This window comes from Bacillus yapensis (genome assembly GCF_005280205.1).
Lineage (GTDB): Bacteria > Bacillota > Bacilli > Bacillales > Cytobacillaceae > Robertmurraya > Robertmurraya yapensis.
Genome location: NZ_SUND01000016.1, coordinates 61,456 through 83,872 on the forward strand (window position 1 = coordinate 61,456; position 22,417 = coordinate 83,872).

24 protein-coding genes are annotated in these 22,417 nt (G+C 34.3%); 7 read left to right on the forward strand and 17 right to left on the reverse strand.

Annotation, left to right across the window (positions count from 1 at the left end; translation table 11 throughout):
* Positions 1-358 precede the first annotated feature (358 nt).
* From FAR12_RS17660 to FAR12_RS17700, 9 genes are all read right to left on the reverse strand, one after another.
* Positions 359-748: a DUF3221 domain-containing protein gene (locus FAR12_RS17660; protein WP_126410130.1), complete on the reverse strand. Its 390-nt coding sequence runs from the start codon at positions 746-748 to the stop codon at positions 359-361.
* Between the two features lie 47 nt (positions 749-795).
* Positions 796-1,770: a trypsin-like serine peptidase gene (locus FAR12_RS17665; protein WP_126410131.1), complete on the reverse strand. Its 975-nt coding sequence runs from the start codon at positions 1,768-1,770 to the stop codon at positions 796-798.
* A 236-nt stretch (positions 1,771-2,006) separates the two neighbouring features.
* Positions 2,007-2,633, reverse strand: coding sequence for a hypothetical protein (locus tag FAR12_RS17670; protein WP_126410132.1), 627 nt, complete (start codon positions 2,631-2,633; stop codon positions 2,007-2,009).
* Between the two features lie 78 nt (positions 2,634-2,711).
* On the reverse strand, positions 2,712-4,700 hold the full coding sequence (locus tag FAR12_RS17675) for a peptidoglycan DD-metalloendopeptidase family protein (protein ID WP_126410133.1): 1,989 nt from the start codon (positions 4,698-4,700) through the stop codon (positions 2,712-2,714).
* 26 nt (positions 4,701-4,726) lie between these two features.
* On the reverse strand, positions 4,727-6,748 hold the full coding sequence (locus FAR12_RS17680; protein WP_126410134.1) for a hypothetical protein: 2,022 nt from the start codon (positions 6,746-6,748) through the stop codon (positions 4,727-4,729).
* Positions 6,745-8,898 carry a VirB4 family type IV secretion system protein gene (locus tag FAR12_RS17685; RefSeq protein WP_126410135.1) on the reverse strand — a complete coding sequence of 718 codons (2,154 nt, stop codon included), beginning with the start codon at positions 8,896-8,898 and terminating at the stop codon, positions 6,745-6,747. Before FAR12_RS17685 ends, FAR12_RS17680 begins: the two co-directional genes overlap by 4 nt.
* Positions 8,888-9,754: a hypothetical protein gene (locus FAR12_RS17690; protein ID WP_126410136.1), complete on the reverse strand. Its 867-nt coding sequence runs from the start codon at positions 9,752-9,754 to the stop codon at positions 8,888-8,890. The genes FAR12_RS17685 and FAR12_RS17690 overlap by 11 nt, the downstream gene beginning before the upstream one ends.
* A gap of 3 nt (positions 9,755-9,757) precedes the next feature.
* Positions 9,758-10,060, reverse strand: coding sequence for a PrgI family mobile element protein (locus FAR12_RS17695; protein WP_126410137.1), 303 nt, complete (start codon positions 10,058-10,060; stop codon positions 9,758-9,760).
* Positions 10,061-10,150: 90 nt separating this feature from the next.
* Complete coding sequence (locus tag FAR12_RS17700; RefSeq protein WP_126410138.1) at positions 10,151-10,516, reverse strand: TrbC/VirB2 family protein; 366 nt, start codon at positions 10,514-10,516, stop codon at positions 10,151-10,153.
* A 280-nt stretch (positions 10,517-10,796) separates the two neighbouring features.
* Between FAR12_RS17700 and FAR12_RS17705 the strand changes: the two genes are divergently transcribed.
* Positions 10,797-11,354 (forward strand): hypothetical protein, encoded by a 558-nt coding sequence (locus tag FAR12_RS17705; protein WP_126410139.1) that lies wholly within the window; start codon positions 10,797-10,799, stop codon positions 11,352-11,354.
* A gap of 18 nt (positions 11,355-11,372) precedes the next feature.
* Positions 11,373-11,498, forward strand: coding sequence for a hypothetical protein (locus FAR12_RS24010; protein ID WP_281275692.1), 126 nt, complete (start codon positions 11,373-11,375; stop codon positions 11,496-11,498).
* Positions 11,499-11,917: 419 nt separating this feature from the next.
* Here the strand turns inward: FAR12_RS24010 and FAR12_RS17710 are convergent, their stop codons facing one another.
* Positions 11,918-12,445, reverse strand: a complete 528-nt coding sequence (locus FAR12_RS17710; protein ID WP_126410140.1) for a TniQ family protein — start codon at positions 12,443-12,445, stop codon at positions 11,918-11,920.
* A 275-nt stretch (positions 12,446-12,720) separates the two neighbouring features.
* Here FAR12_RS17710 and FAR12_RS17715 point away from each other — a divergent pair, with 275 nt between their 5' ends.
* The 4 genes from FAR12_RS17715 (at position 12,721) to FAR12_RS17730 (ending at position 15,951) form a co-directional block, all read left to right on the forward strand.
* Entirely contained in the window at positions 12,721-14,088 is a 1,368-nt protein-coding gene (locus FAR12_RS17715) for a sensor histidine kinase (protein WP_126410141.1), read from the forward strand.
* A gap of 3 nt (positions 14,089-14,091) precedes the next feature.
* Positions 14,092-14,766: a response regulator transcription factor gene (locus FAR12_RS17720; protein ID WP_126410142.1), complete on the forward strand. Its 675-nt coding sequence runs from the start codon at positions 14,092-14,094 to the stop codon at positions 14,764-14,766.
* Positions 14,767-14,774: 8 nt separating this feature from the next.
* On the forward strand, positions 14,775-15,332 hold the full coding sequence (locus FAR12_RS17725) for a TVP38/TMEM64 family protein (RefSeq protein WP_126410143.1): 558 nt from the start codon (positions 14,775-14,777) through the stop codon (positions 15,330-15,332).
* Positions 15,333-15,675: 343 nt separating this feature from the next.
* On the forward strand, positions 15,676-15,951 hold the full coding sequence (locus tag FAR12_RS17730) for a hypothetical protein (RefSeq protein ID WP_126410144.1): 276 nt from the start codon (positions 15,676-15,678) through the stop codon (positions 15,949-15,951).
* A gap of 244 nt (positions 15,952-16,195) precedes the next feature.
* Here FAR12_RS17730 and FAR12_RS17735 read toward each other — a convergent pair whose 3' ends face one another.
* From FAR12_RS17735 to FAR12_RS17755, 5 genes are all read right to left on the reverse strand, one after another.
* On the reverse strand, positions 16,196-17,554 hold the full coding sequence (locus tag FAR12_RS17735) for a 4Fe-4S binding protein (RefSeq protein WP_126410145.1): 1,359 nt from the start codon (positions 17,552-17,554) through the stop codon (positions 16,196-16,198).
* A gap of 7 nt (positions 17,555-17,561) precedes the next feature.
* Positions 17,562-17,927: a hypothetical protein gene (locus FAR12_RS17740; protein ID WP_126410146.1), complete on the reverse strand. Its 366-nt coding sequence runs from the start codon at positions 17,925-17,927 to the stop codon at positions 17,562-17,564.
* 341 nt (positions 17,928-18,268) lie between these two features.
* Positions 18,269-18,763 carry an SRPBCC family protein gene (locus FAR12_RS17745; RefSeq protein ID WP_246010434.1) on the reverse strand — a complete coding sequence of 165 codons (495 nt, stop codon included), beginning with the start codon at positions 18,761-18,763 and terminating at the stop codon, positions 18,269-18,271.
* A 258-nt stretch (positions 18,764-19,021) separates the two neighbouring features.
* Positions 19,022-19,960: a F510_1955 family glycosylhydrolase gene (locus FAR12_RS17750; RefSeq protein WP_126410148.1), complete on the reverse strand. Its 939-nt coding sequence runs from the start codon at positions 19,958-19,960 to the stop codon at positions 19,022-19,024.
* 74 nt (positions 19,961-20,034) lie between these two features.
* Positions 20,035-20,667, reverse strand: coding sequence for a class I SAM-dependent methyltransferase (locus FAR12_RS17755; RefSeq protein ID WP_126410149.1), 633 nt, complete (start codon positions 20,665-20,667; stop codon positions 20,035-20,037).
* A gap of 491 nt (positions 20,668-21,158) precedes the next feature.
* Here FAR12_RS17755 and FAR12_RS17760 point away from each other — a divergent pair, with 491 nt between their 5' ends.
* Complete coding sequence (locus tag FAR12_RS17760; protein WP_126410150.1) at positions 21,159-21,869, forward strand: hypothetical protein; 711 nt, start codon at positions 21,159-21,161, stop codon at positions 21,867-21,869.
* Between the two features lie 226 nt (positions 21,870-22,095).
* On the opposite strand, the gene FAR12_RS24015 is transcribed toward FAR12_RS17760, so the two are convergent.
* Complete coding sequence (locus FAR12_RS24015; RefSeq protein ID WP_281275693.1) at positions 22,096-22,227, reverse strand: hypothetical protein; 132 nt, start codon at positions 22,225-22,227, stop codon at positions 22,096-22,098.
* 60 nt (positions 22,228-22,287) lie between these two features.
* The gene (locus FAR12_RS24020) at positions 22,288-22,416 is read right to left on the reverse strand and encodes a hypothetical protein (RefSeq protein WP_281275694.1); all 129 of its coding nucleotides are present in this window, start codon (positions 22,414-22,416) and stop codon (positions 22,288-22,290) included.
* Between the last annotated feature and the right edge of the window lies 1 nt (position 22,417).

The following is a 22,417-nucleotide window of genomic DNA, read 5'->3' on the forward strand; positions in this document are numbered from 1 at the left end:
GAATTTCAAGTTCTTTTTTTAGTGTACCAGGCATTGTTCTCTTGGATTTAATTCCCGAATCGAAAAGGCAGTCGTACTGTTAGATAAAGACTAGGGTTTCTGAAGTGACTTGGAATGTGAAGGAAGTCAACGGCAAATCCTCTAAACTGCGCCAATGCCTTCTACTATTCCTTTTTTTATACATCCATAAATTTTTAGATGTTCTTTTTATTTTCGTTATTTAAGTGAGACGGGGACATAGGTGAAAAAATCTTTGAAACTGGTTTAAGGCATGAAAGCAAAAAAGCATGAAATCAAGATTTTTTAAATTTGATTTCATGCTTTTTTATGATTTCTACTGGTTTTTGTCTCAGCCACTTTATTCTATTACTTCAATATAGTAGGCATAAGTAATTGGAGGATTTGATTCTCGAATAAAGTCCACATAAATTCTTAATTTTTGATTGTATTTAAGGTTCTTTAAGAGATTTGGATTTGCAGCTTTATTATGCTTTTTTACGATAATATATCGATTTTCATAATTCGAAGTGATATATCCTGTTGCTATTTTCCAGAATTGTAAGGGCTCTTCTGAAATTAATATCTTTCCCACCCGTTTAGAAATCACATAACCCTCTATGACCATTGTATTTTCATGGTCTACATTAGAAAAGTGTCTTCCTTTATCTTCATGGTTAAATATTAATGAAAAAAATAGAGTCAGGAGAGAGGCAATCATCAATCGAACATAAGGTGTGGTTGTATTCAACTTATGACACCCCTTTATCAACTTTAGACGTATTTACTAGAAACAGGTTAATTGTTCAACATCAAATTATAAAGATTAGTAAAATCTCTCCTTATCTTAGGTCCTCCATTAACAAGTCTACTTGTATTATTAGCTGTAAGTGTATAACTACCATTATGAACAGCAATCATACGATGATACATATTTAATATAGGTGAACCAGATTGCCCCCCAAAAGTGTCCATATTGTGGAATAATAAATTAGAATGAATATACGAGTCTGACCGTCCTTCCATCCCCCACATTGACACTAAACCAGTTTCCTCCATTTTATCTCCTGGGTATCCATAAGTACTTAAAATACTATTTGCATTAATTGTTCCAGCTTCCTGCCAGGATAAGATCCCCGCTCTATTTCCTATATGGTTTCCAGAAGAGTCCGTTGAAACTCTTAAAATAGCATAGTCATAGTCAGATGAACCATTAGTCGATGTCCATTGTTCGGGATAAATAATTTCTGTTATAGTGTAGTATCCGTAGGAATAAGTAGAGTCATTTAAGCCTGGGAAAACAGTTCCCACTAATATATCTGCTTCGGTTACACAATGTGCGTTTGTTACAACCAAATCTTGTGCTATAACTCCACCCGAACAGCTCCACGCATTAAATAAATTTTCAAATTGAATATAGGTTAATGCACGATAAGGCATAGAAGCCGTACTAATCACTTTCTGTCTACCATCAGATCCTATTACTTCAAATGGCTTAATTTGATTATTTAGTTCCTCACCCGTTAATGGATCTACCCAAGTCTTATTAGGACTTTTAAAATCTTCAAGGTTCACCTTTTCTAATTCTCCATATCCAATTTTCCCTTGTGAAATGAATGGTTTATCTCCTAATTTAGTAGGATTCTCATTTTTTATCAAGGATTTGGTTTGTGAACCTAAATCGTACTTAATATATTTGAAGTCTTTCTCTACAGAATGCGCTTCTACGTGAGTATTCTCAGCTGCAAAAACATTGCTTGTTGGTATAAACAATGCTAATACTAGAATTAATACGATGATTTTTTTTCAAAAATAAAACCTCCTAAAATTTTCTATTACTCTTTTATATTAAGAAAATATAGATTTTTCTGTAAATAGTACTTTTGTCTCATTTTGGAAAAATGTTCTAATTTATCCCGTAATATGTATTTTTTAATCTATCTTATAATTCTTTTATTCTACTAAAAAAAACACTAGCAATAGATATTGCCAGCGTAAATGAGATACTATTATTTAGTTTGCTCTTTAATTTCTTTTATCATATCCAGGACACTGTTCTCAATATAATAGATATTATCTTTATTGCTATGTTCAGACCCCATCAGAACCAATTTGAGCTTGATTGTGGCCTCTTTTTCATCCGAGTAGACCAGTGTTAAGGAAACGGCCGAATCTTCTCTAGTGGTCTTGTAGCCGTCCATAGTACTTGTATCGTATCGAGCTGAAACTAGCGTGCCATTTCGATTTAAAGCGTGGATAAACTTGATATTCACATTTTCAATGAAAGGATCGTCTGAATACTCCCACATATCTTTTGAATACTGTTCAGGAACAAACATATCTGTAAAGGCTTGCTGATTTTCTTCTTTTAAAGAAGCAACAAAAAATTCTACATTGTTTTCTATATTCTGGAATGTTGTCACCATTTCTTGTTCATATCCATATTCATGTTCGTGAGAGTGCTCTTGTTCTTGACTAAAATCGTCTTCAGTTGAAGATGAATTTTCAATTTTACTTATGAGTGCATTTCCTTCATCAATGTTAACATCCTTACCGTCATATAGAAGTTTATAAGCAACAAATCCCGCAATTATTAATACACCATATACGAGACTCCCGATAATAATTTTCCTCATTCAAATCACCTCGCTTATAAGGTAATAAACTGAAATCCGTAGTAAGTAACCACGGATTTCATATAGTAAATAAAATACTTACCATTTAATAATACCGGATGCTACGGGATCAATCGGCTTTCCGGAACCTCTACCTCCTGGCCAAACTTCAAAATGAAGATGAACTCCCGTCGCTCCCCCAGTCATACCCATTAACCCAAGCACTTGTCCTTTTTCTACCAAATCTCCTTTTTTGACACGTCTTGAACCTGTAACCATATGTGCATATACCGTCTCCCATACTTCTCCGTCAATTGTATGTTTAATATAGACTACTTCACCAAAAGAAGAGGAAACCTCTGAACGAGAAACAACTCCAGTGGCGGCAGCAACAATAGGTGTAACCGATCCGCTTTTTCCTATATCTACGCCTTGGTGTAGTTTGCGTTTTTTGGTTATTGGATGAATTCGGTAACCAAAGTTTGAAGTGATAGGTCCAAGTGTAGGGCGCATAAATGTTCCATCTGTGATAGGTGGAATCCCTCCCGCTGTTGCACTAAATAACTCTGCATAATGAACAACATCGGCAACATATTTTTGTGACTTGTTATAAGAATAGATTGCACCTTTAGGGTCTGAAGCAAAACCATTTCGACTTAATAAGTTAGCTGCGGAATATATCGCATCCTCTAAGTCCCAAGGATCACTTTTTCCGTCGCCTTGCGCATCTTGTCCCAGACCACGGTACTTCTTTATAAGTGAAGGATTGGTTAAATCACTCATAGGAATATTCCCTTTTCCTTTTCCTGAACAAGAATCGTGGGCCCATCCAAGCCACGTACAAGGCATAAATTGCATATGACCGACAGCACCGACCGTTGAGACCATAATTTCAATAGAAGAGAACTTGGTTTCAACATAGTGAATAGCAGCAAGATAGTTCCATTTCACTCCGTATTTTTTTTCTGCTGCTTGATAATATTTGAGGTATTCAGCAGGAACCATCATTCCCGCTCCACCTTCAAGGAAGGTATCAAAGAACGTCCCCATATATCCATCTAGTGGAATATTATTTTCTTTTAGTGATTCAACAAGTAATTGTATAGCCGATTCCTCTAAAGCTAAATCAGTTAAAACTTGATCAAACTTGGTGTAGTTATATTCAAAGTCTTTATGATCAAATACCCACTCTTTAGTTTTACGTTTGTAAATTTCTATCTTTTTATTTCCTTCTTGCTTGGTACTAACTAATTCAAATTCAGTCTTTAATTCAACTTCCTTATAATAAAAAGTTTCAAATTTATTCCACGCATGAGCCGTTTTGAGATGTGAAACTTCTTTCTTTTCTTCTTTAACTTCTTCATCTACTTCCGTAACAGTCTCGGTGACTGGGTGAAGTCCTGTTTTTGTTTTAACCACATCTTCATAAACGGGTACTTGTTTCCAACAACGAATCTCCACTAAGTTCCAGGGCATAACGGAAGCTTCTTCTTCATCACAAATGAATTCCCTCTTAGTTCCTACCTGCTCTCTTACGGTGTAGGTTTCTGTTTTAGTTTCTTCTTTTGTCACTTCGGTTGTTGTAGTTGTTACTGTTTTTATTTCGTACGTATCATCGTAAGATTCATAAGTAAACTCAGGAGTCAAAGTATCGACTATAGGCTTATAATTAACATCTTCCGGCTCTTTGTCCTCTTGAATAATTCTCATCATATCAATAGAGGCAACCAACTCGAAAGGAGGTCGATAATTAGGTTCTTTACTCGATTCTTTTATTAGCGTTTGTAACTCTTGTCTCATTTCTTGCTGTTTAGCTTGATCATCAACTAACCCTAGGTTGGGAGCAAGAATAAACATTGCTCCCCCGATGATTAACACAATCCCTAAGATAATTGCTATTGGAACACCAAGTATTCCAACAAGCCAAGCTACTGCTGCAGCAATCGCTTTTGCGATTGCCAATATCAACTTCTTCAGTAAGGCTTTTAAGATTTTCTTTATGAATTTCTTAATCGCCTGTTTTATTTGTTTCTTAGCAAATCTTTTAAGCTTTTCCTTGCCCGCTTTTAGTTTTTCATTAAAATCCATTTCAAGTAATACCTAGTTCCATATTATTAATTTGGCTTTTGAGTAATAAACTCTTGAATATTCGGTTGTTTAGCGGGAGTAGCAACCTTTTGTCTAGCAAATTGAGAACCTTGATTAGAACCTTGATTAACTTGTCTGATTGAGTATTGCTGTTGCTGAGGTTGGAAACTTCTAATACCAGTTTCACTTGTTGAGACTTGATATTCCTGGATTACCATCTGCCCATTTGCTAGATTCGCATCTCCTGGTTTCATATTGGTAATAGGTATCATTTTATTATTAGGTCCCATTTGTGCAAGATAGCTTCCTCTATTAGAAGTAACAACTGCATACTTTTGTTTATCATCCAATCGAGCGACGTCTACATTATCATTCCCTTTAAAGGCGAAATTCGTTGCCATCTCTGAACCCATCTGATAACCTACACCTCTACCGTAAGAAGCCTCTCCAAGTGCACCACCAATTTTTTGAGCCAATTCATTTCTACGAACAGGGTTTGTGCGTGCATCAGTGGAAATAGCACCCTCCTTCATTCCACCACCTAAACCAGACATAGTAGCTTGGAATGCATTTCCACCATTTTCTCTTGATGAATCATAACTTGACTTAAATCCTTCTAAGGCATTTTTACCTTTCCCAACAATTCCCTTACCACCGGCATAAGAAAGGACCCCTGCACCGTATCCACCTTCTTTACCAACCTGCGCTCCACCTTCTGCAGCTAAGTGTCCGGTTAAAGGATTTATACCCATACCAGCTGTAAATCCACCCGTACGCATCATAGCAGAACCGAATCCCGCTGCCACATGACCAAAACTTCTCATATTACGAGCAAACTTATTAGGGGATCCATTTAGATTAGCACTTCCTCCATACTGGCGGTCTGCGTTTTCTTTAGCAAAACCCATACCAGGAATCGAACTTCCATTTCCATTACCACCTGCATTTTGTCCGTCAAATACCCCTTTTCTCTCCATGAATGCATTTTTAAAGCCATTCTTTATTTCACCGCCAGCTTTCATCATATGCATGAGTGAACCAGCGCCAGCAAGTGTGCCAATCGTAGCCATCTTCCCTGCATTGTCGCTTGTAGCTCCCATTGCAAAGCGGATTGATTCTGACACTGGAATAAAAATAGATAAAGCAAGGATATAAGTTAACCAATCATTAAAATCACTCATACCATCAAACAACCAATAATAGACGAAAAATACAGCTGCGTGTATCGTTTGTGAAATAATTTGAGCCCATAATTCTTTAAAAGCTGTAGAAGTAATCCCTTGTAATTTTGGAAAGAACAATGTTGATAACCATATAGGCGCAAGTATGATCAATCCAGTGATGAAAAACATCCGTTGAATGTAATAGGCCTTGAACCATAAAGCAACCCCAAATGAAAAGAATGATACAATCGCTGTTTTAATAGGATTTCCTTCATTTCCATCAAGGTCAGTAAACGAAAGTTCTTTGTCTTTATCTTGTTCTTCCCCTGCCTTAGTTAAAGCACCAGCTCCCATATCTACTAAACTTGTCGGGTCTTGAATATGTTTCTCAAACATATTCACGCCGTAAACATTAAGCGTAAAGAAGATATTTACAATAGTGAAGAACTGAAAAATTAGTACCAAGGCAATTAATATCTTAAATCCATTATCCATCATATCGACTTGCATACTTGAAGAGAATTTTCCATATGAGTTTTGTATGGCCATCTTAATAATTGCCCCAACTAACATAAAACTAACTACAACAAGCATCATGTTGTAACCCGCTTGTACAGCGTTATTAAATTGCTCTTCGTTGTACATTCCCCAAATTAACCCGTCACCTTGATAAAAGATATAGTGAGCAGGTTCATGTATTCCTGCTACTGGCGCTAAAATGTATTCGAAAAATGCACCGAGCATCCATTCAAATGGCTTCATGTACCATTTTTCACTTTCAGCCGCGAAAGCAGGTGTTGGAACAATTAATAGAATCACCAATGTGAGTAGAATATAAATTTTTCTCATTTGTTGCTTCGATTCAGCAAACGACACTAATTTCATACAGAAACACCTTCTTGTTCTGTAACCTCTTCTTCCTCGTCTATTATTTCAATCTCCATTGGTACTTCGTTTTCTTCAAGGGTAGGCATTAGGCCATTTTGCATTAAATACTCAGGGTCAGTATCAATAAACCCTCGCATTTCATCTGAAACATTGACCTTAATATAGGCACTAGAACCACCAACACGAACAATTCCTTCTCCTTTTGTTTGGTCGTTTTCAGATTCAGATGGTTTACGACAAATGATTTCTAATTCCCCTTCAGATAAATTGAAGATAGACTGTAATTCTAATTTTTCTTGTGCATTCATAGCACCGATACGTAAAAACAATGCAGACGTCGCTTGTTTAACAACTGCTTGTCCGTTCGGATCGTCTAAAAATGGTTTTAAATCCTGTGTAATAATATCAACACCAGCATTGTATTTTCTTGAACGACGAGCTAACTCTTCGACGAATAGCATCGCTCCAACAATATGCTTCATTTTCCATGCTTCTTCTATCTTTAAACGTTTACGGTACTTACGAAGAGATGGACGTTTAATAAAGTACTCCCAACCTAATACGGTTAAAACATAGAATACCGTATCGTAAATATCAGAACCCTCAATTGCTTTAATATTAAAGTTTACCCAAGGAATATCATCTAGTAGATTATCAATCTTTTCTCCACCGAATTGAGTTTGTCCATCGAAAATAACACCATCTGGACGATCTCGTAAATAACCTCGTAAAACTTTTAATAATCTAGCAGCATCCGGCTCTATAATTTCTTCATAGCTTAATTTTTCTAAATCATATCCCTTTGTCGTATTTTTTAAGAGTTGCTTGTAAATATCTGACAAAGTAAACTCCGGTTTTCGTTGTTTCTTGTATACTATTTGCCCGTTTACACGTACTGGTCTCTTTTCTTTTTCGTAAAGTGATTCAGGATCATCCGTTATTCCCCATTCAGTGATAACATCCATGATCGCCTTTTTGATTTCCTCTTTTTCTTGTGTGTTCATTCCTTGTAAAAGTTTATTGTAGAACGAAACAAGACGACCAATTTTAGAACCAATAGGTACAATTACTTTTGAAACGCGCTTACCATTTGGTAATGTAGTTTCGATTTCCTCCTCTGTTAAAGCACATGGGTTGATGGTGTTATCTCCACCCTCTCTAACCTCTACTTCCTTACCACCCATCAGTACACAAATTGGCCCATTTTCACCATCTGGATCAATAGAGAAAATACGATAGCCAAGTAGAACTTGAGAAGAAGATATATATTTATTAGAGAATGATTTACCACTTCCGGAAGCCCCTGCAATAATAGATGAATAGTTTTCTAGATACGGAGCAAATACATTTAAGAATTCCATGTTTCGATTGTGCAAGTTTTCTCCTAAGGGTACACCGCCTGAAAAAGGAATCTTGGAGCTGTAAAATGGAGAAGCGGCGACAATTGCTGTACGGTCTAAGAATCTCTTGTCTACAGTTGACTGTAAACGGTTTGGTGATAACGGTAAACTAGATAACCACCCGGAACGTTGTCTATCATATAAAGGACGCAAATTGTGTTCATTGTGTAAGACTGAATCTTGAATAAGCATCCCCATATTATCAAGCGTTTTATCATTTTCACCGAAAAGAGTAACAACCATTGTTCCTAAGAATCCATCATTATAGCCGTCTGAAATCTCTTGTAATAGTTGATCTGCTTTTGCTCTTGCTTTATATGCTTCAGTTGCTTCTAAATCATTTCCTGCCTTTTCAGCTTGTAACGCACGTGCCCCTTCATCCGTTACGGCACGTTTGTATTTGCTAACAGCTTGGCTCTTTGTCAGCTTAGAAAGATGAAAGTTAATATTTAATGCCCCTGCTCTGTATAACGTATCTAGCTCACCTGTTGATAAACTTGTATTTCCTAAATGCATGAGATATGAACGGAAAGGGTATTCTTTTCCGGCGCGTTGTTCGATTTGATAACCACGATCACGAATATCTACAGGAATCGTAAAACCTTCTAATGCGATTTTTTCCATATACGTCTCTCGTTTTACTTCATCCATCTTCGAGCTCTTATTTGCATTTTGCTTTACATCATTTAATTCCATATCTTGTGCTTCATTTGATTTTTTTCTTTTCTTAAATTTGCTAAACAGCATGTATTTCACCCTCACTTTCAACGCTATCAAGTTCATCTGCGGTTACACTACTTTTTACTTGCCCTGTGACAAACGGAGATAAAATTCCTTCTTGTTCCATCATTTTCTTAAATCTTTCTAAACTCGCGGTTTGTTTATTTACTGCAAAATAACAAGCTTCATATAAGCGGTACTCGTCACAAATAGTGCTTTGCCCACCCATAGCGTTATAATTTCTTTGAATAATTGAGGCAACACGGTTATATTCATTTCGTACTTTCATGATAATTTGTTGTTCATCTAGTTCATCTAAAAGAGCATCGTTATATTTTAAATCTATACGAAAGTAAGACTGATAGTCGTATTCGTCAACCGTTTGTTGCCAATATCCCATATAAGGGAAAAACATACTTTCTGCATATCGCTGAGCGACTGGATTTAACTCTGAGAAGTTTTCCTCATATGGACGTAGTTGTTCAGATAAATCAATAGGTCTTGATTGAATATGTATTCCAACATTTACTTCTCGTCCAGGACCTAAATTCAGTTGTGCTAATAATGTTTCGAAAGCTAAATCTGTCTGTCTTTGTTCTTTTAAACTTCTAAGTAAGTAGTTTATATCGTCTACTTTTATTAAACCTTGGAAATTACGAACGGCTTTTTTCTCATTTTCAAGTTCTACAATGTCACCGTATATTGCCTTAATACCTAATAATTCTTGAAAATTCCCTTTAATCTTAGGAGTCTCTTGCCCGCTCCTTTTTACTTTTTTCTTTGTTGATTTAAATTTAAATGGGTATGGCTTTCCCATAACAGGGAATGCAAATACAAAAACTACTACTCCGATCATAAGGATCATCACTAAATTCGTTAGCATTATTTATTTCCTCCAAATTCCTGCTTGTTTCTTTTTGTGATTGAATCTGAACCATAGATAATGGTCATAGAATAAATTTGTTTCTTTATCCTGATAGAAACCAAAAATAACGAAAGGAATCGTAATAGGGATTAAAAGCGCCAATACAACGATAGTTGTAATGAATGGCATTCCCGCAAACAATATTTCAGAACCGATTGATAGGTAAAGAAGTCCTCCTACCAATGCATACAAACTTTGACGCCAGGACATAAACTTTATGACTTTACGTTCTGTTTCCGTATCAAAAGGCATTCTTGTTTTCATCTTTTTCACCTACTCTTAAAAAAATTTATCTATTTTGTAAAAAAAGCCCCTACTCTTTAAATGTAGTAAGGGCTCCTTTTTGTACACTTTTTACGTTTGAGATTGGTTAATGAAGTAGTTCGCCAAGTCTGGAGCCTTCATAACAAGTACAATACCGATAACAGCTGCAATCATTGCCGCGATACCTAATGCTCTCTTCGTTGCATTTCCTAAAGAAATACCGATAATAATACCTGCAATAATGAGGGCAATTACAATTACTACTACTCCAATGATACGGATTTGCGTAATCCAATCTTGCAATAGCTGAGTAATATCCGTAACGTCTCCACCAGATCCACCTTTGATTAAAGGTATCTGACTAGCTGATGCCATTTCAGGAGCTACTAACCCCAAAGTCACCATGAATCCAATAACCATGAAGTATGGAAGTACACTTTTCACCTTTTTTTTCACTACATTTCCTCCTGGTTTATAAATTAGAAATTAAATATTTTTAGTAGAAATAAAAAAAGACGCAGATATCCCCTAATGGAGATTATTCTGCGTCTTCCGCCAAAATAAATCTTAGATTTATACTATATTTAATTTCTTAATCATGTACCTATTCTACAAAAAATCACTCTATAAGACAATCCCTTTTTTTACTATTTTTATATTGTAGGAGTTCCTTAAATAGTGTATAATATAATATGAGATATACATATATATGTATACTTTAAGGGGAGTGAAACACATGAGACTTATATTAGGATTCATATTTGTCTTTATCTTATCTGTTATATTTTCATATTTTCAGGGATTCATTGATTTCCTAATAGATTTAGGTATCTTCCCTATTAAGTATAGAAATAGCACTAATTTTGATATAATGGTGATTTTTGTTTTGTATCTTGTATTTATGGCTACTGCTACTGCGATAGGTCTTATTACAATAGCGGGATTACAATTACTACAATTAAAGCATAACGGCAAAATTAAGAAAGCAAAGGCGAAAGCAAAGAAATTATATGGTACAGATTCGCCTTACTTTTATTTGCTAGATGCAAACATCAACGATCCTGGCGTAAGTTTGAAAAAGTCCATTTATGTATATGAAACAATTAAATTTTATTTATATAGCAAAATTAAAGATTGGGATGAAGTGACTAAAAGCGTCAGCCAACTTTCAAATATTGACCGTCTAAAGCTATACCATGAAGCAATAGATTATTATGGTTTACCAGATATCCCTAAAGAATATGGAATCTTTGATAATTATTCCGATGCTGAACTGGCCCAATTCAATAAGTGATGTAGGAGGGTTCCCACCATGATGACAAAAGAAATAATTACAGAAATGAGAAAAAAAACGCTAGTTCCAAAACAAGCCCTTATTTTACCTACTCCTATTTACCTTCGGGTATCTAGGATTTTCTCTATTCGTAATCAACTCTGAAATAAAATTGTTGCCGGAAGATTTTGGTGTGCCGTTTTATAAACATAATCATGATCAACTGGAATTGCATATTGAAAAAGTAGGACAAACTCACTTTACTTTATAAGAATGGAAAATGGGTTAGATATGATAACTTATTTACATCTACTCCATAAACGGCAATTTAAACATTCCTATCTTGGACAGTGTCCGCAACAGCAACCAGATCATTGAAGGTGATATTCCAGGTGAAGAAAAAGGTTATTCATTACATACCAGTGCTAATTGGGATAACATTATTCAAAGATGTGACCATGCATACCGATGAATCGTGGAAAAGTTGACATGAACGTTCGTCCCTTACTAAGTATGCTTATTCGCTATACTATGGATGGGAGCCCTACTTTTCCGCTGGCAAACACCTACTAATGATTGCCTTCTTAAAATATCTTGTTTCTTAAAAAACTAGGGCATACATCGATGAGGTAACATGAATGTATGGGACAAACCTTGACAATGTCTAAAAACCATATTATAGGGTAATAAACTTTTTTACTACTTTCCTTCCACTCTTTAATACATTTCGGACACCAGGCTAAGTCTTTCTTTAATAACTCTCTTAAAGGAACTATATCTCTCCATTTTATTAATGTTAATTCTTCTATGTCGTTTCTATTTGTTAATGTTTGCATAGCTTTTACAACGGTCATTGAATTTTCCATATATCCATTTATTGTTTTCGCACCCTCATAAAAACGATTACCCCCCAAATCACTGCTTCTAAGAAGGTATTCCTTATTTATGGTAGGAATAAGTAGCTTATTTACTAAATGTCCAACTGTTGTATCATGTTCAAATGCAATTCTTGTTAAATAGCTTGTTAAACTTTCAACAAGTTCGCTACCTATTCCGATAGGCTCTAAATTGTATAAAACACTTCTATGAGTAATATATACGTTCTCAATCATGGACCACCTCTATTTAGAGGTAGTCTCCCGCTAATAAGAAATATATTCCATTATAAAAAATTAAAAGGCACACATTATCCTTAGGAATGGTAAATGTGTGCCACATATTTAAAAAGTGATATTCTATTTTCTTGTTCTATTGTATACCACCTTTTGAATAATTTCAAATTTCAAAATATTATTCGAAATAAGAGTTTTAATTTCTTGAACCTGCACAATTTCTTCACAACTTTAAGGTAAAATTAAGTTATATAAGTTGAATTAAGGTGATAACATTGAAAAAGCTTTCTATAAAACTTGGAATTCTCTTTTTCTTAATTATTTTCGGTCTAATGACTTTTATGTTTTTCTTTTTACATTCGGGGATTACCGATACAAGGGTAAAAGAGGAACTGCAATCCTTACAAGCGAGAGGAAGTTCACACAGAGCTATTCTGGAGAAACACTTTGATCAAGAAACAATAGACCACGTTGTCTTAATGGAGTCAGAATCTACAACGGATGTGATTATTACCAATCCAGATGGAAAGGTATTGGGCTCTTCTACTCTCTCTGATACTTTAAAGGAATATTTAAAAATTCCATCTGGAAGCATCCCAAAGGAAGGCCAAGTATTAGAAGGAGATTGGGAGGAAGAACCTTATGTTTCCACAATAAGTCCTGTGTTGGTGAACAACCAAATTACCGGCTATGTGTTCATGTTTGAAAATACAGCATCCGTCCATGCCTTGATGAAAAGTTTAAATGAACATTTTCTTCTAGCAGGTTGGATATCCGTATTTCTAACTCTCATCATTATTATTTTTCTTTCGAAAGGAATTACAAAACCTCTTATAGTCATGAAGGAAATGACAAATGAGATAAGTAAAGGAAATTTTAATGTTTCTTTACCGAAAATGTCTGATGATGAATTAGGAGAATTGGCAAAATCAATAGAAACACTTGCAACAGAGCTTAATTATTTGAAGCAGCAAAGAAGTGAATTTTTGGCGAGTATATCACATGAATTACGAACACCTTTAACCTATATCAAGGGATATACAGATATTGTGACTAAAAGGAATCTATCTGATGAGGATAAAAGAAAATACCTAAACATTATTTCAGATGAAACAAACCGCTTATCCGTACTAATAAAAGAATTGTTCGAATTAGCTAAAATGGATCAAAATTCTTTTGTCATTCATAAAGAAAGTATAGATTTAAGTCTTTTTTTAAGAAAAATTGAGCAAAAGTTATCTCCTGCATTTCTCGAAAAAAACATCGATTTCAAACAAGAGTGTGAAGCTAATTTATTCTTAAAGGCAGACCCTTTGAAACTTGAACAAATCTTGTTAAATCTTTTAGATAATGCAATGAAGTATTCTTCAGAAGGTTCAAAGGTTAACTTAAAAGCTTGGGAAAATAAAAACTCAATTCACATCACCATTGAAGACAATGGAAGAGGAATACCTGAGAAAGACATTCCCTTCATTTTTAATCGCTTTTATCGTGTTGATAAAGCAAGAACAAGGTCTACTGGAGGGACCGGTCTTGGACTAGCCATTGTTCAAGAGCTCGTCCATGCACATGAAGGTAAAATCACCGTTAAGAGTAAAGAAAATATCGGGTCAAAGTTTGAATTAATCTTTAAAGGAGAGTAAATGATGAGATCAATTTTACTAATTGATGATGAACCTATAATGCTTGATTTGTTATCTTTGTATCTATCCCCGAAATATAATTGTATAAAAAAGGAATCTCCTTTGGGTGCTATTAGATATTTGGGCACCCACTCAGTTGATCTTATTTTACTAGATGTAATGATGCCAGAAATGGATGGTTGGCAAGCATGTCAGGAAATTCGTAAGCATTGGGATACTCCTATCATCATGCTAACCGCTATGAGTGAAAAGGCGGATATCGTAAAAGGGTTGCAATATGGAGCAGACGATTATATTTCAAAACCTTTTGATGAAGAAGAACTTATTGCTAGAATTGACGCTGTATTAAGAAGGCAAACAAGTAAAATAGACAAAATGTTTTTTGATGGGTTAGTTTTAGATAATGATTCCCATCAACTTCAATATAAAGATCAAGATATCTCATTAACACGTAAGGAATTTGCCATGATGAATCTCTTTCTTAGCCATCCAAACAAAGTGTTTACGAGAGAACACTTGATTACAACCATTTGGGGGTTTGAAGTCGCTACTGAAGATCGCACCATCGACTCTCATGTTAGAAATTTACGTGATAAGCTTCGAAAAACAGGGTTCCCTGCAGAGGACTATTTACAAACTGTCTGGGGTGTTGGCTATAAATGGACTAGCAAGGAATAACCACTGATATGCTAGATCTATTTCCAAGTAATCCACTCCTAGCTAGCTTTATAAGTATCCTTCTTAATATTGCTGTTGCAATCGCTGGGATAATACCAAGTACATTTATTACGATCGGAACGGTTAGTATCCTTGGTTTTAAAATTGGAGTAGTAATATTAATTCTAGGGGAAGCTGCTGGTGCACTTATAAGCTTCTCCCTTTATAGAAGGGGAATTCTTAAGTTATCAAGAAACTCACAATATAATAAAGTCGAAAATAGATTTTTGTATAGATTAAAAGATTCCAACGGGATTCAAGCATTTTTCATGGTTATCTTATTAAGAGTACTACCATTTGTACCGTCTGGTATCGTGACTCTTACGGCGGCTATAAGCAAAATAGGCACCATTCCGTTTTTTATGGCTAGTACATTAGGAAAAATCCCTGCCCTTATAATTGAAGCATATTCACTTGTGTATATTCTTAATTTTGGTACAGAATTACAAATATTAATAGCAGTAATGGCATTGTTGATAATTTTCACCTATATTGCATTGAGGAAAGCCTCCAATAAAGAATCGTAGACATCACTTTTATAGACAGATACAAGCCCAATTAATAACAAAATGCTCAGATATCTTCTGAGCATTTTGTTATTAAACCATCTTCTATTGTTTGACTATCTGACTTAATTCTCCATAAGTGTACCCCTCCCCTTTTGAGATTAAATTTTCAACCACCCTCTAGTAGGTTACTTTTAAACTAATGACAATTAGCTTAAGAAAATAATCTGTCAGAAACCACTATTATTTATGGAGATGTTAATAAAAAGGATACAAAGAATTATTCACAACTTCCTCATATTTTCTCCATAATATCTCCATAGTTAATCGATATGATTGAGTTAAGAAAGGAGATGAAGGTGACATGAAAAAGAAATTACTTGTTGGAATTCTAACTGGAGGATTAATCTTAGGTGCCGGAACTTTTGCTTTTGCACAAACGAACGAAGAAGGAGATGGAGTAATTAACTTTGAACAGATGCAACCCCAAATTAAAAAAATGCATCCTGATTTAACTGAAAAAGAGCAAAAAGAAATGTTTGATTCATGCCATGGAGATGGCGGTATGATGCAAAATCATCACGATAATAATAATAATAATAATAATAATACCAGCAGCAATATGATGAATGATTTCTGATTGGACTATTGTATTAATTAAGACAAAAGAGGTACTGAAGTGAGTTTTCGACTGTCGATTTATTTGCAGTCACGAACAGCTTTCAGTACCTTTTCTATTTCATTATTTAATGTAGAGCATGAAAATAATTACCAAGAACCCTTTCTGGTTATAGCATTCATTGACTTATTCTTTAAATTATCCCCAATATTAATAGTCTAAATTTTAGAATAGCGTTGATAATTATCTACTTTTTTTGCGCACCTTAAACTCTATGTACCATTGGTAATGAGAATAAGTATATATTTGCTAAAGTCAAAAGTAGCATAAAGATATAATATGGAGCTAACTGTCTAAGCGGACCTTTATTACCAATCCGATAGACTGTATACATGGAACCTACAAAGCCAAGAAATACGATTAAGTATTGAATCCATTGGACAGATGAACCTGATAATAAAGACAATTCACCACTCATATTAATTCCAAATAGTCCAACGGTATTAAACCAAATTGCTTTTCCTTCAGTAATAATATGAAATAGATTGTGTGCTAGATGTCCTGCTAAATCTAAAGGAATAATAGCGTATCCAAAGCGAACAAAGTTTTCTTTAACCTTCTCTGCATTGCCTTTTAGCAAAGTAGCAACTTTAGCTGTACCTAATAACAAAAGAATAGGTAGAATCATCGAGATTACAAATGCAACGGAAAAGTTTACCGTGTAATTTGTTGTTCCTGTAAACGAGCCGATTACTCCTAATATATCTTCCCAAATTTCTAACATGGTAATGTTTTGCACAAATACAATTCCCATGATGACGGCCGCAAGTGATGCATGTTCTAATTTGGGTTTCTTTATTCCCCATAATTCCTGAGTTGGAACACGAGGAGATATTCTAATTGAATTATTAGGGCAGGATTTAACACAATTTCCGCACAAATTACATTCAGCACTTGAATCCATCGTTCTAACAAATTGAAACATTGGACAGCCTTCTGCATTTTCACTACCTTTAAAACAAGATTGAGTCTTACATGTTTTGCATATATCTGGTGTTCCACGTAATTCCAACATGCCAGAACGTGAATAGTTCCCTGCAAGTCCTCCAAGGAAGCAAAGATTTTTACAAAAAGTTCTTCTTTCGTAAAAAACCGAAGTAATTACAACCATAGTTACTAAAACCAGTAATAAATATCCGGAACCTCTTGGTGATTCAACAATCCCCCATACATGATCACTCCAGGTAATCATGATAAAGAATAGGTCGATTAGCCAAATACCATACTTTTTTAGAAACTTAGGTGTTGGTTTTTCGCTGCCCGCAAACTTTCTAACAAAGTCACTTAATTTTCCAAAAGGACATACGGCACACCAAAATCTTCCGGCAACAATAAAAAGTACTGGAATAATTGGCCACCACAACACCCAAGTCATAGAAGTTCCAAAATTTCTACTTGGATTAACTGTACCCATTACCAATTCATATACGATTATGGAAAACACGATAAATGCTATCCATTGGAAAATGCCAGGATACCATCTACTCTTAACAAACTTCTTAATAATAGGTATATCTAAAAAATTGAAAGGTCTCTTGGTATTCCTAACTTCTTTTCTAGGCATCGCCAATTTATACCACCCTCTTCCTTATTCTTTTATTCCATAATCCAAAGGCAAGAAACGAAAGATTAATTGCTCCAAATATACTTAAAACAGTATAGTTGGGAGGAGTTTCTACAATCACCTCTGTTCCATGCCCATGTCCGCCTTCGGAAGTAGCATCGTTATGTTCAGAACTTTCTGTCCCATTCATATCGCTATGTTCATCAGATGTCATGTTGTGTTCATTATGGGTACCATCTCCACTTACCTCACCATCTTTAAACATTTCAATATCCTCAGTTATTTCTTTTATGTCGTCATGCCCCTCATCTGCTAAAGCATAGGACGCAGGATATAACAATAAAGCAGTCACTACAAATACTCTTAATTTCAACCTGTATCACCACCTTGTTTGTTAATGGAATAATTATTAGAACTCCACAAATATAAATGATAATTTTGCAGAAACCATGGGGAAATTAAGGAATATTTATGACTACCCAGTGAATAAAGTCACTATACAAAAATCAAAAAACTACCTCACAAGAGATAGTTTTTTTGATGATTCAAAGAAAGCGAATCTATTTATTATTTAGGCTCTGTTAAAGGTAAATGTTGAAAATTGCTCCTGTTTATTATGCAATTTAATTAAATTTGGATTTTTCCAAAGTAAGAACCGAAATATTAAAACCATCTATTAAATTCGAAACAATAGATGGCTTTGTGCAGTTTATTTTATTTTACGGGTTGGCAACATAAACTGCCTTCACCTTTTTCAAGAGCAGACTTTAAGCTACTTAGAACACCTGACCAAGCCACTTGATGCCATTCAAATGCTTCTTTCCAATTATCATCTTCTTTAAATCCTGTATGTTCAATAATAACTTTTGTAGTTTTGGTATCAACTGGTTCAAAACTAACATTTACGGTAGTTAATTCATTTTCAATATTCATTATAGATTCAAATTGATCTGGGCCTTTCCAAGTGAATCGTAATTCTTTTTCGTCAACCATTTTAACAATCTTGCACCCTTTGGTATTCATTCCAGTTTTATTCCCAGGAATAAAATAAAGTTCATAAGCCCCACCTTCTATAGCTTCTATGACTGTTTCAGGTGCGAACCATTCTGAAACCCGTTCAGATATTGTCCAAGCGTACCAAACTAAATGTAAAGGGGCATTAATTGTAACTTCATTAATAATGGTTCTATCATTTGTAATGGTTGTCAAAACAAATCCTCCTTTTGTAAATATTTTCATTTGTAGAATACCATTAATAGTAAATAGAATAAAGAATTTTCTGATTTATCTTTTCAGAAGAAAGATTGTGAAGGGTCGAACTTAAAGTAATGAGTTGCGTTAGTTGAACAAGTATAAAGGAAACCCTATTTATAAGGATTTCCTTTAATTTTTACACCTTTATCAACAATAATTTTTAATAGAGACTATATTTAAGAGAATTAGTTAGATGTTCTAGGTCCAATTTAGTTAATTTTTCAAAGTTCCTTTATCCATTAATGTTTCCCAATTTTGTCCTCCATCCTCACTAATGAGAAGACTATTTTCAAACGTTACAACCGCAATTTTTTCTGTATCCTCCGGATTAATAGCAAAATAAGCTACAGCATCTTCTCCAAGGTCCAGACCTATATTCTTCCAAGAAGCTCCATTATCTTTGCTAATCATAACTCCAGCTTCATTCTCTAAAATAGAATAGCTAATTAAATCATTCGTACCTGGAATAGTACTTATAGAAGTAATTAAACGCGAATTATCAACGTTTTCCCAATTTTTTCCTCCATTCTCGGAACGCAATACACCTCCATTCGTTCCTGCAAGCAATACATTTTCATCACTTGGTAGAGAGACTAAAGTATAGATTCCATGTAAATCTTCAGGTAACCCTGTTGCTTTTATTTTCTCCCAGCTACTTCCTTTATCTATACTTTTATATATTCCTGCTTCATATTTATCACTTTCCATCTGAATGACTCCAAATAATAGATTTGGGTTTGAATCATTTGAAGTTAAAACATGGAAATCAACCTCTCCAAGTAATGATTTTGATTCCCAATTCTGACCATTATCGTTGCTTTCCATTAATCCTAAAGGGTCTGGAAGATCGGACTCAGGCCCAGGATGACCGCTTGTTAACATAGTACCGTCGGATTGTACATGGAATCCCATGAAGTCAAAATCCACATCACCTGTAAAGGACCAATTTTCTCCATTATCCTTTGTTTGAATTAACCCTTCATGAGAAGCAAGATATATCGCATTATCCTTCGTATATGCGAGACCGTGAACATGTTCTACTTTATAGTCACTATCAACTTTCTTATTCTCTGCGCTATCATCAGCAGAACTACACGCTGACAAGGATAATCCTGCTACTAAGATTCCAGTAAGTATTTTTATTTTCTTCATTTCCTTCTCCTTCTAGATTGGCTGACATCGCTTTTTTACTAACAAATTAAGTTTAGTCAAAAACTATGCAGATTTTATGGAGTTTCTATAATTTTCTTATCCGGGCTTAAGGTTAACTCTCTAAAGATAGAACTCATTAATAATATGTGTTTATCTATTTTAAGATCTGCTCTCTCTATATTTCCTATCGTATCCCTATTTATATTTGCTCCCCATAACTTTACAGTCAGTGGATTTAGAACATCCATTACCAATCCTATTAGTTCTTTATCACTTCTCATATGTTCTAACATATAGATTTGGCCAGTTGGTTTACACACTCTCCTTATTTCCATCAGTCCCTTTATAGGATCGGGTACTGAGCAAAATACACAGGTAGATACTATCGAATCAAAACTGTTATCTGGAAAGGGTAAATCCTGAATATCCGCTTCCCTCAGTTCAATGGGAAATTCGAAATCCCCACTTATTACCTTATCTTTAGCATGCTCAAGCATTCCCCTACTAAAATCGATTCCAGTAAGTGAAGTAATTTGATTTGGATAATATTGTAGGTTTACTCCTGTCCCAATTCCAACTTCAAGTACTTTACCAGATACCTGTGAAAGTAAATCTACTCTCCATTTTTCTTTTATCATTCTATCCATCATTTCATAAATACCAGATATACGATTATAGCGCTTTTTAATTTCTTCACTTGTATTCATTTTTTGGCTCCCACCTAATCTAACATTTTTTATCGGGATTTAATTTAAAAAGCTCAGTACAATCGATTGAGTAATTAATAGGAATTTGAAGACTATTTTATAAGATCATTAATTCTTTTATCAGGACATAATAATTTCTTCTTTTGCCTCTTAATTATTTATTCCATACCCCTTGTTAGTAATCTATTCCGGAACAATTTTAATAGATAAATGTGAAAATTGTATGCAGATGGAGGTTATGTCTTAGGCTTAGAGACCCTACTAGAATATTTCAAATAGGCTCTGTTAAAGAATATTGTTGATTTTCACCTAAAGAAAAGCGCCTGTTTAGGAAGAACAGAGAATAAATATTGATGCTTCCTTAAACAAGTTTAACTAACTTAACCTTCACCAAGGAAGTTACTATTTTCTTTCTTTTATATTTCTTACAATAATGCTTCCAAAATGTATAATAAAATAAGAAGAATATACAGAGGCAGAGGAGAGTTATCGTGTTTGTATTTGATAAAAAACCCCCTATAAGAATTATGGACCGATTAAGATTTCTTAAAGAAGATTTCGAACATATCCTTCAAATTGTAGAACAATGTAAAACTACGCATATCACATCTAGTTTCTATTTTAAATATGAACAGAATGCCCCAAAAAGTATTCTAACTGATTTTGAAAAAGCCCAGTCTGTTTGTTTTGTATCAAGATATGAACATCTTCCTGTGTTAGAATCTATCCAGATTAGATATGTAAACGAACAATTTATACTCGACAATCTCTCCTACCTTAGACATATCTTAAACGAATACCGCACTATAGTAATAAATAAGTCTGATTCTATTTACTACAATTCGATTCATCATTTTTGCCGAAAAAAACTTTTAAACACCAATCCTTTAGTTGACCTTTCAGTTAAAGTATTCGATTCTTTAGATAATGATGTTACGGATTTGTTCATCAAAATGTTGGATGAAAATAATAAAGCAATTAAATTAATAATAAAGAACTCCAATTTTGATTATTTGTATAATGGGATATTGCAACATTCGGATCACTTGTACACGCCTAGGCTTTTAGAAGATTACCATTCAGGTGAGTTGAATTATATATTCATAAAACATGCTCTTTTATTAAATTTGATTAAAGATTTAATGTATTTACACCACTTAATTTTAAACAATATTACATTCCCAAAATTAGGTCCACTTTAATTAAAGAAGAAATTATTCTTTTTATGATCTATACAATTGAAAAAATTAACTAAAGCGTTCCAGCTAATTCTCGGACACTCTGGCAACACTTTTTTAAATTTACTGTTTTCCATTTTGTTAGGAGTTGATTTAAAAGACCATCTATTTGGTCCACTTGATTTAAGTTAACTTCTAAAATTCCCAAGATAATTTGTCCGTCGCTTATTATAATATGCACTCCAGATTTTTAAGTTGGCTCAGTATTCAAATCATAATTTGTTCCCCCTTTATACCTTATTGCACTAACTTGCTCCGTTAGTTTAATAAAGACATCAATAATATTCTTCAACTGAGCCTTCAAATAAAAAATGACCTCCATTTTTAATAAAGGTCATTTCAGCTAAATAAATCTTTTCTTCGTTATCTTTATTTCAAAAAATTAATTATCATGTTGTTCCATATTAGAATGAGTAGGATCTTCAGATGGACCTGTTACTGCTGTAATTCCATAGTAAGCTCCTACCACTACAAGAAGATAAATAGTTGCAGAAAGTATCCATTTTTTCATT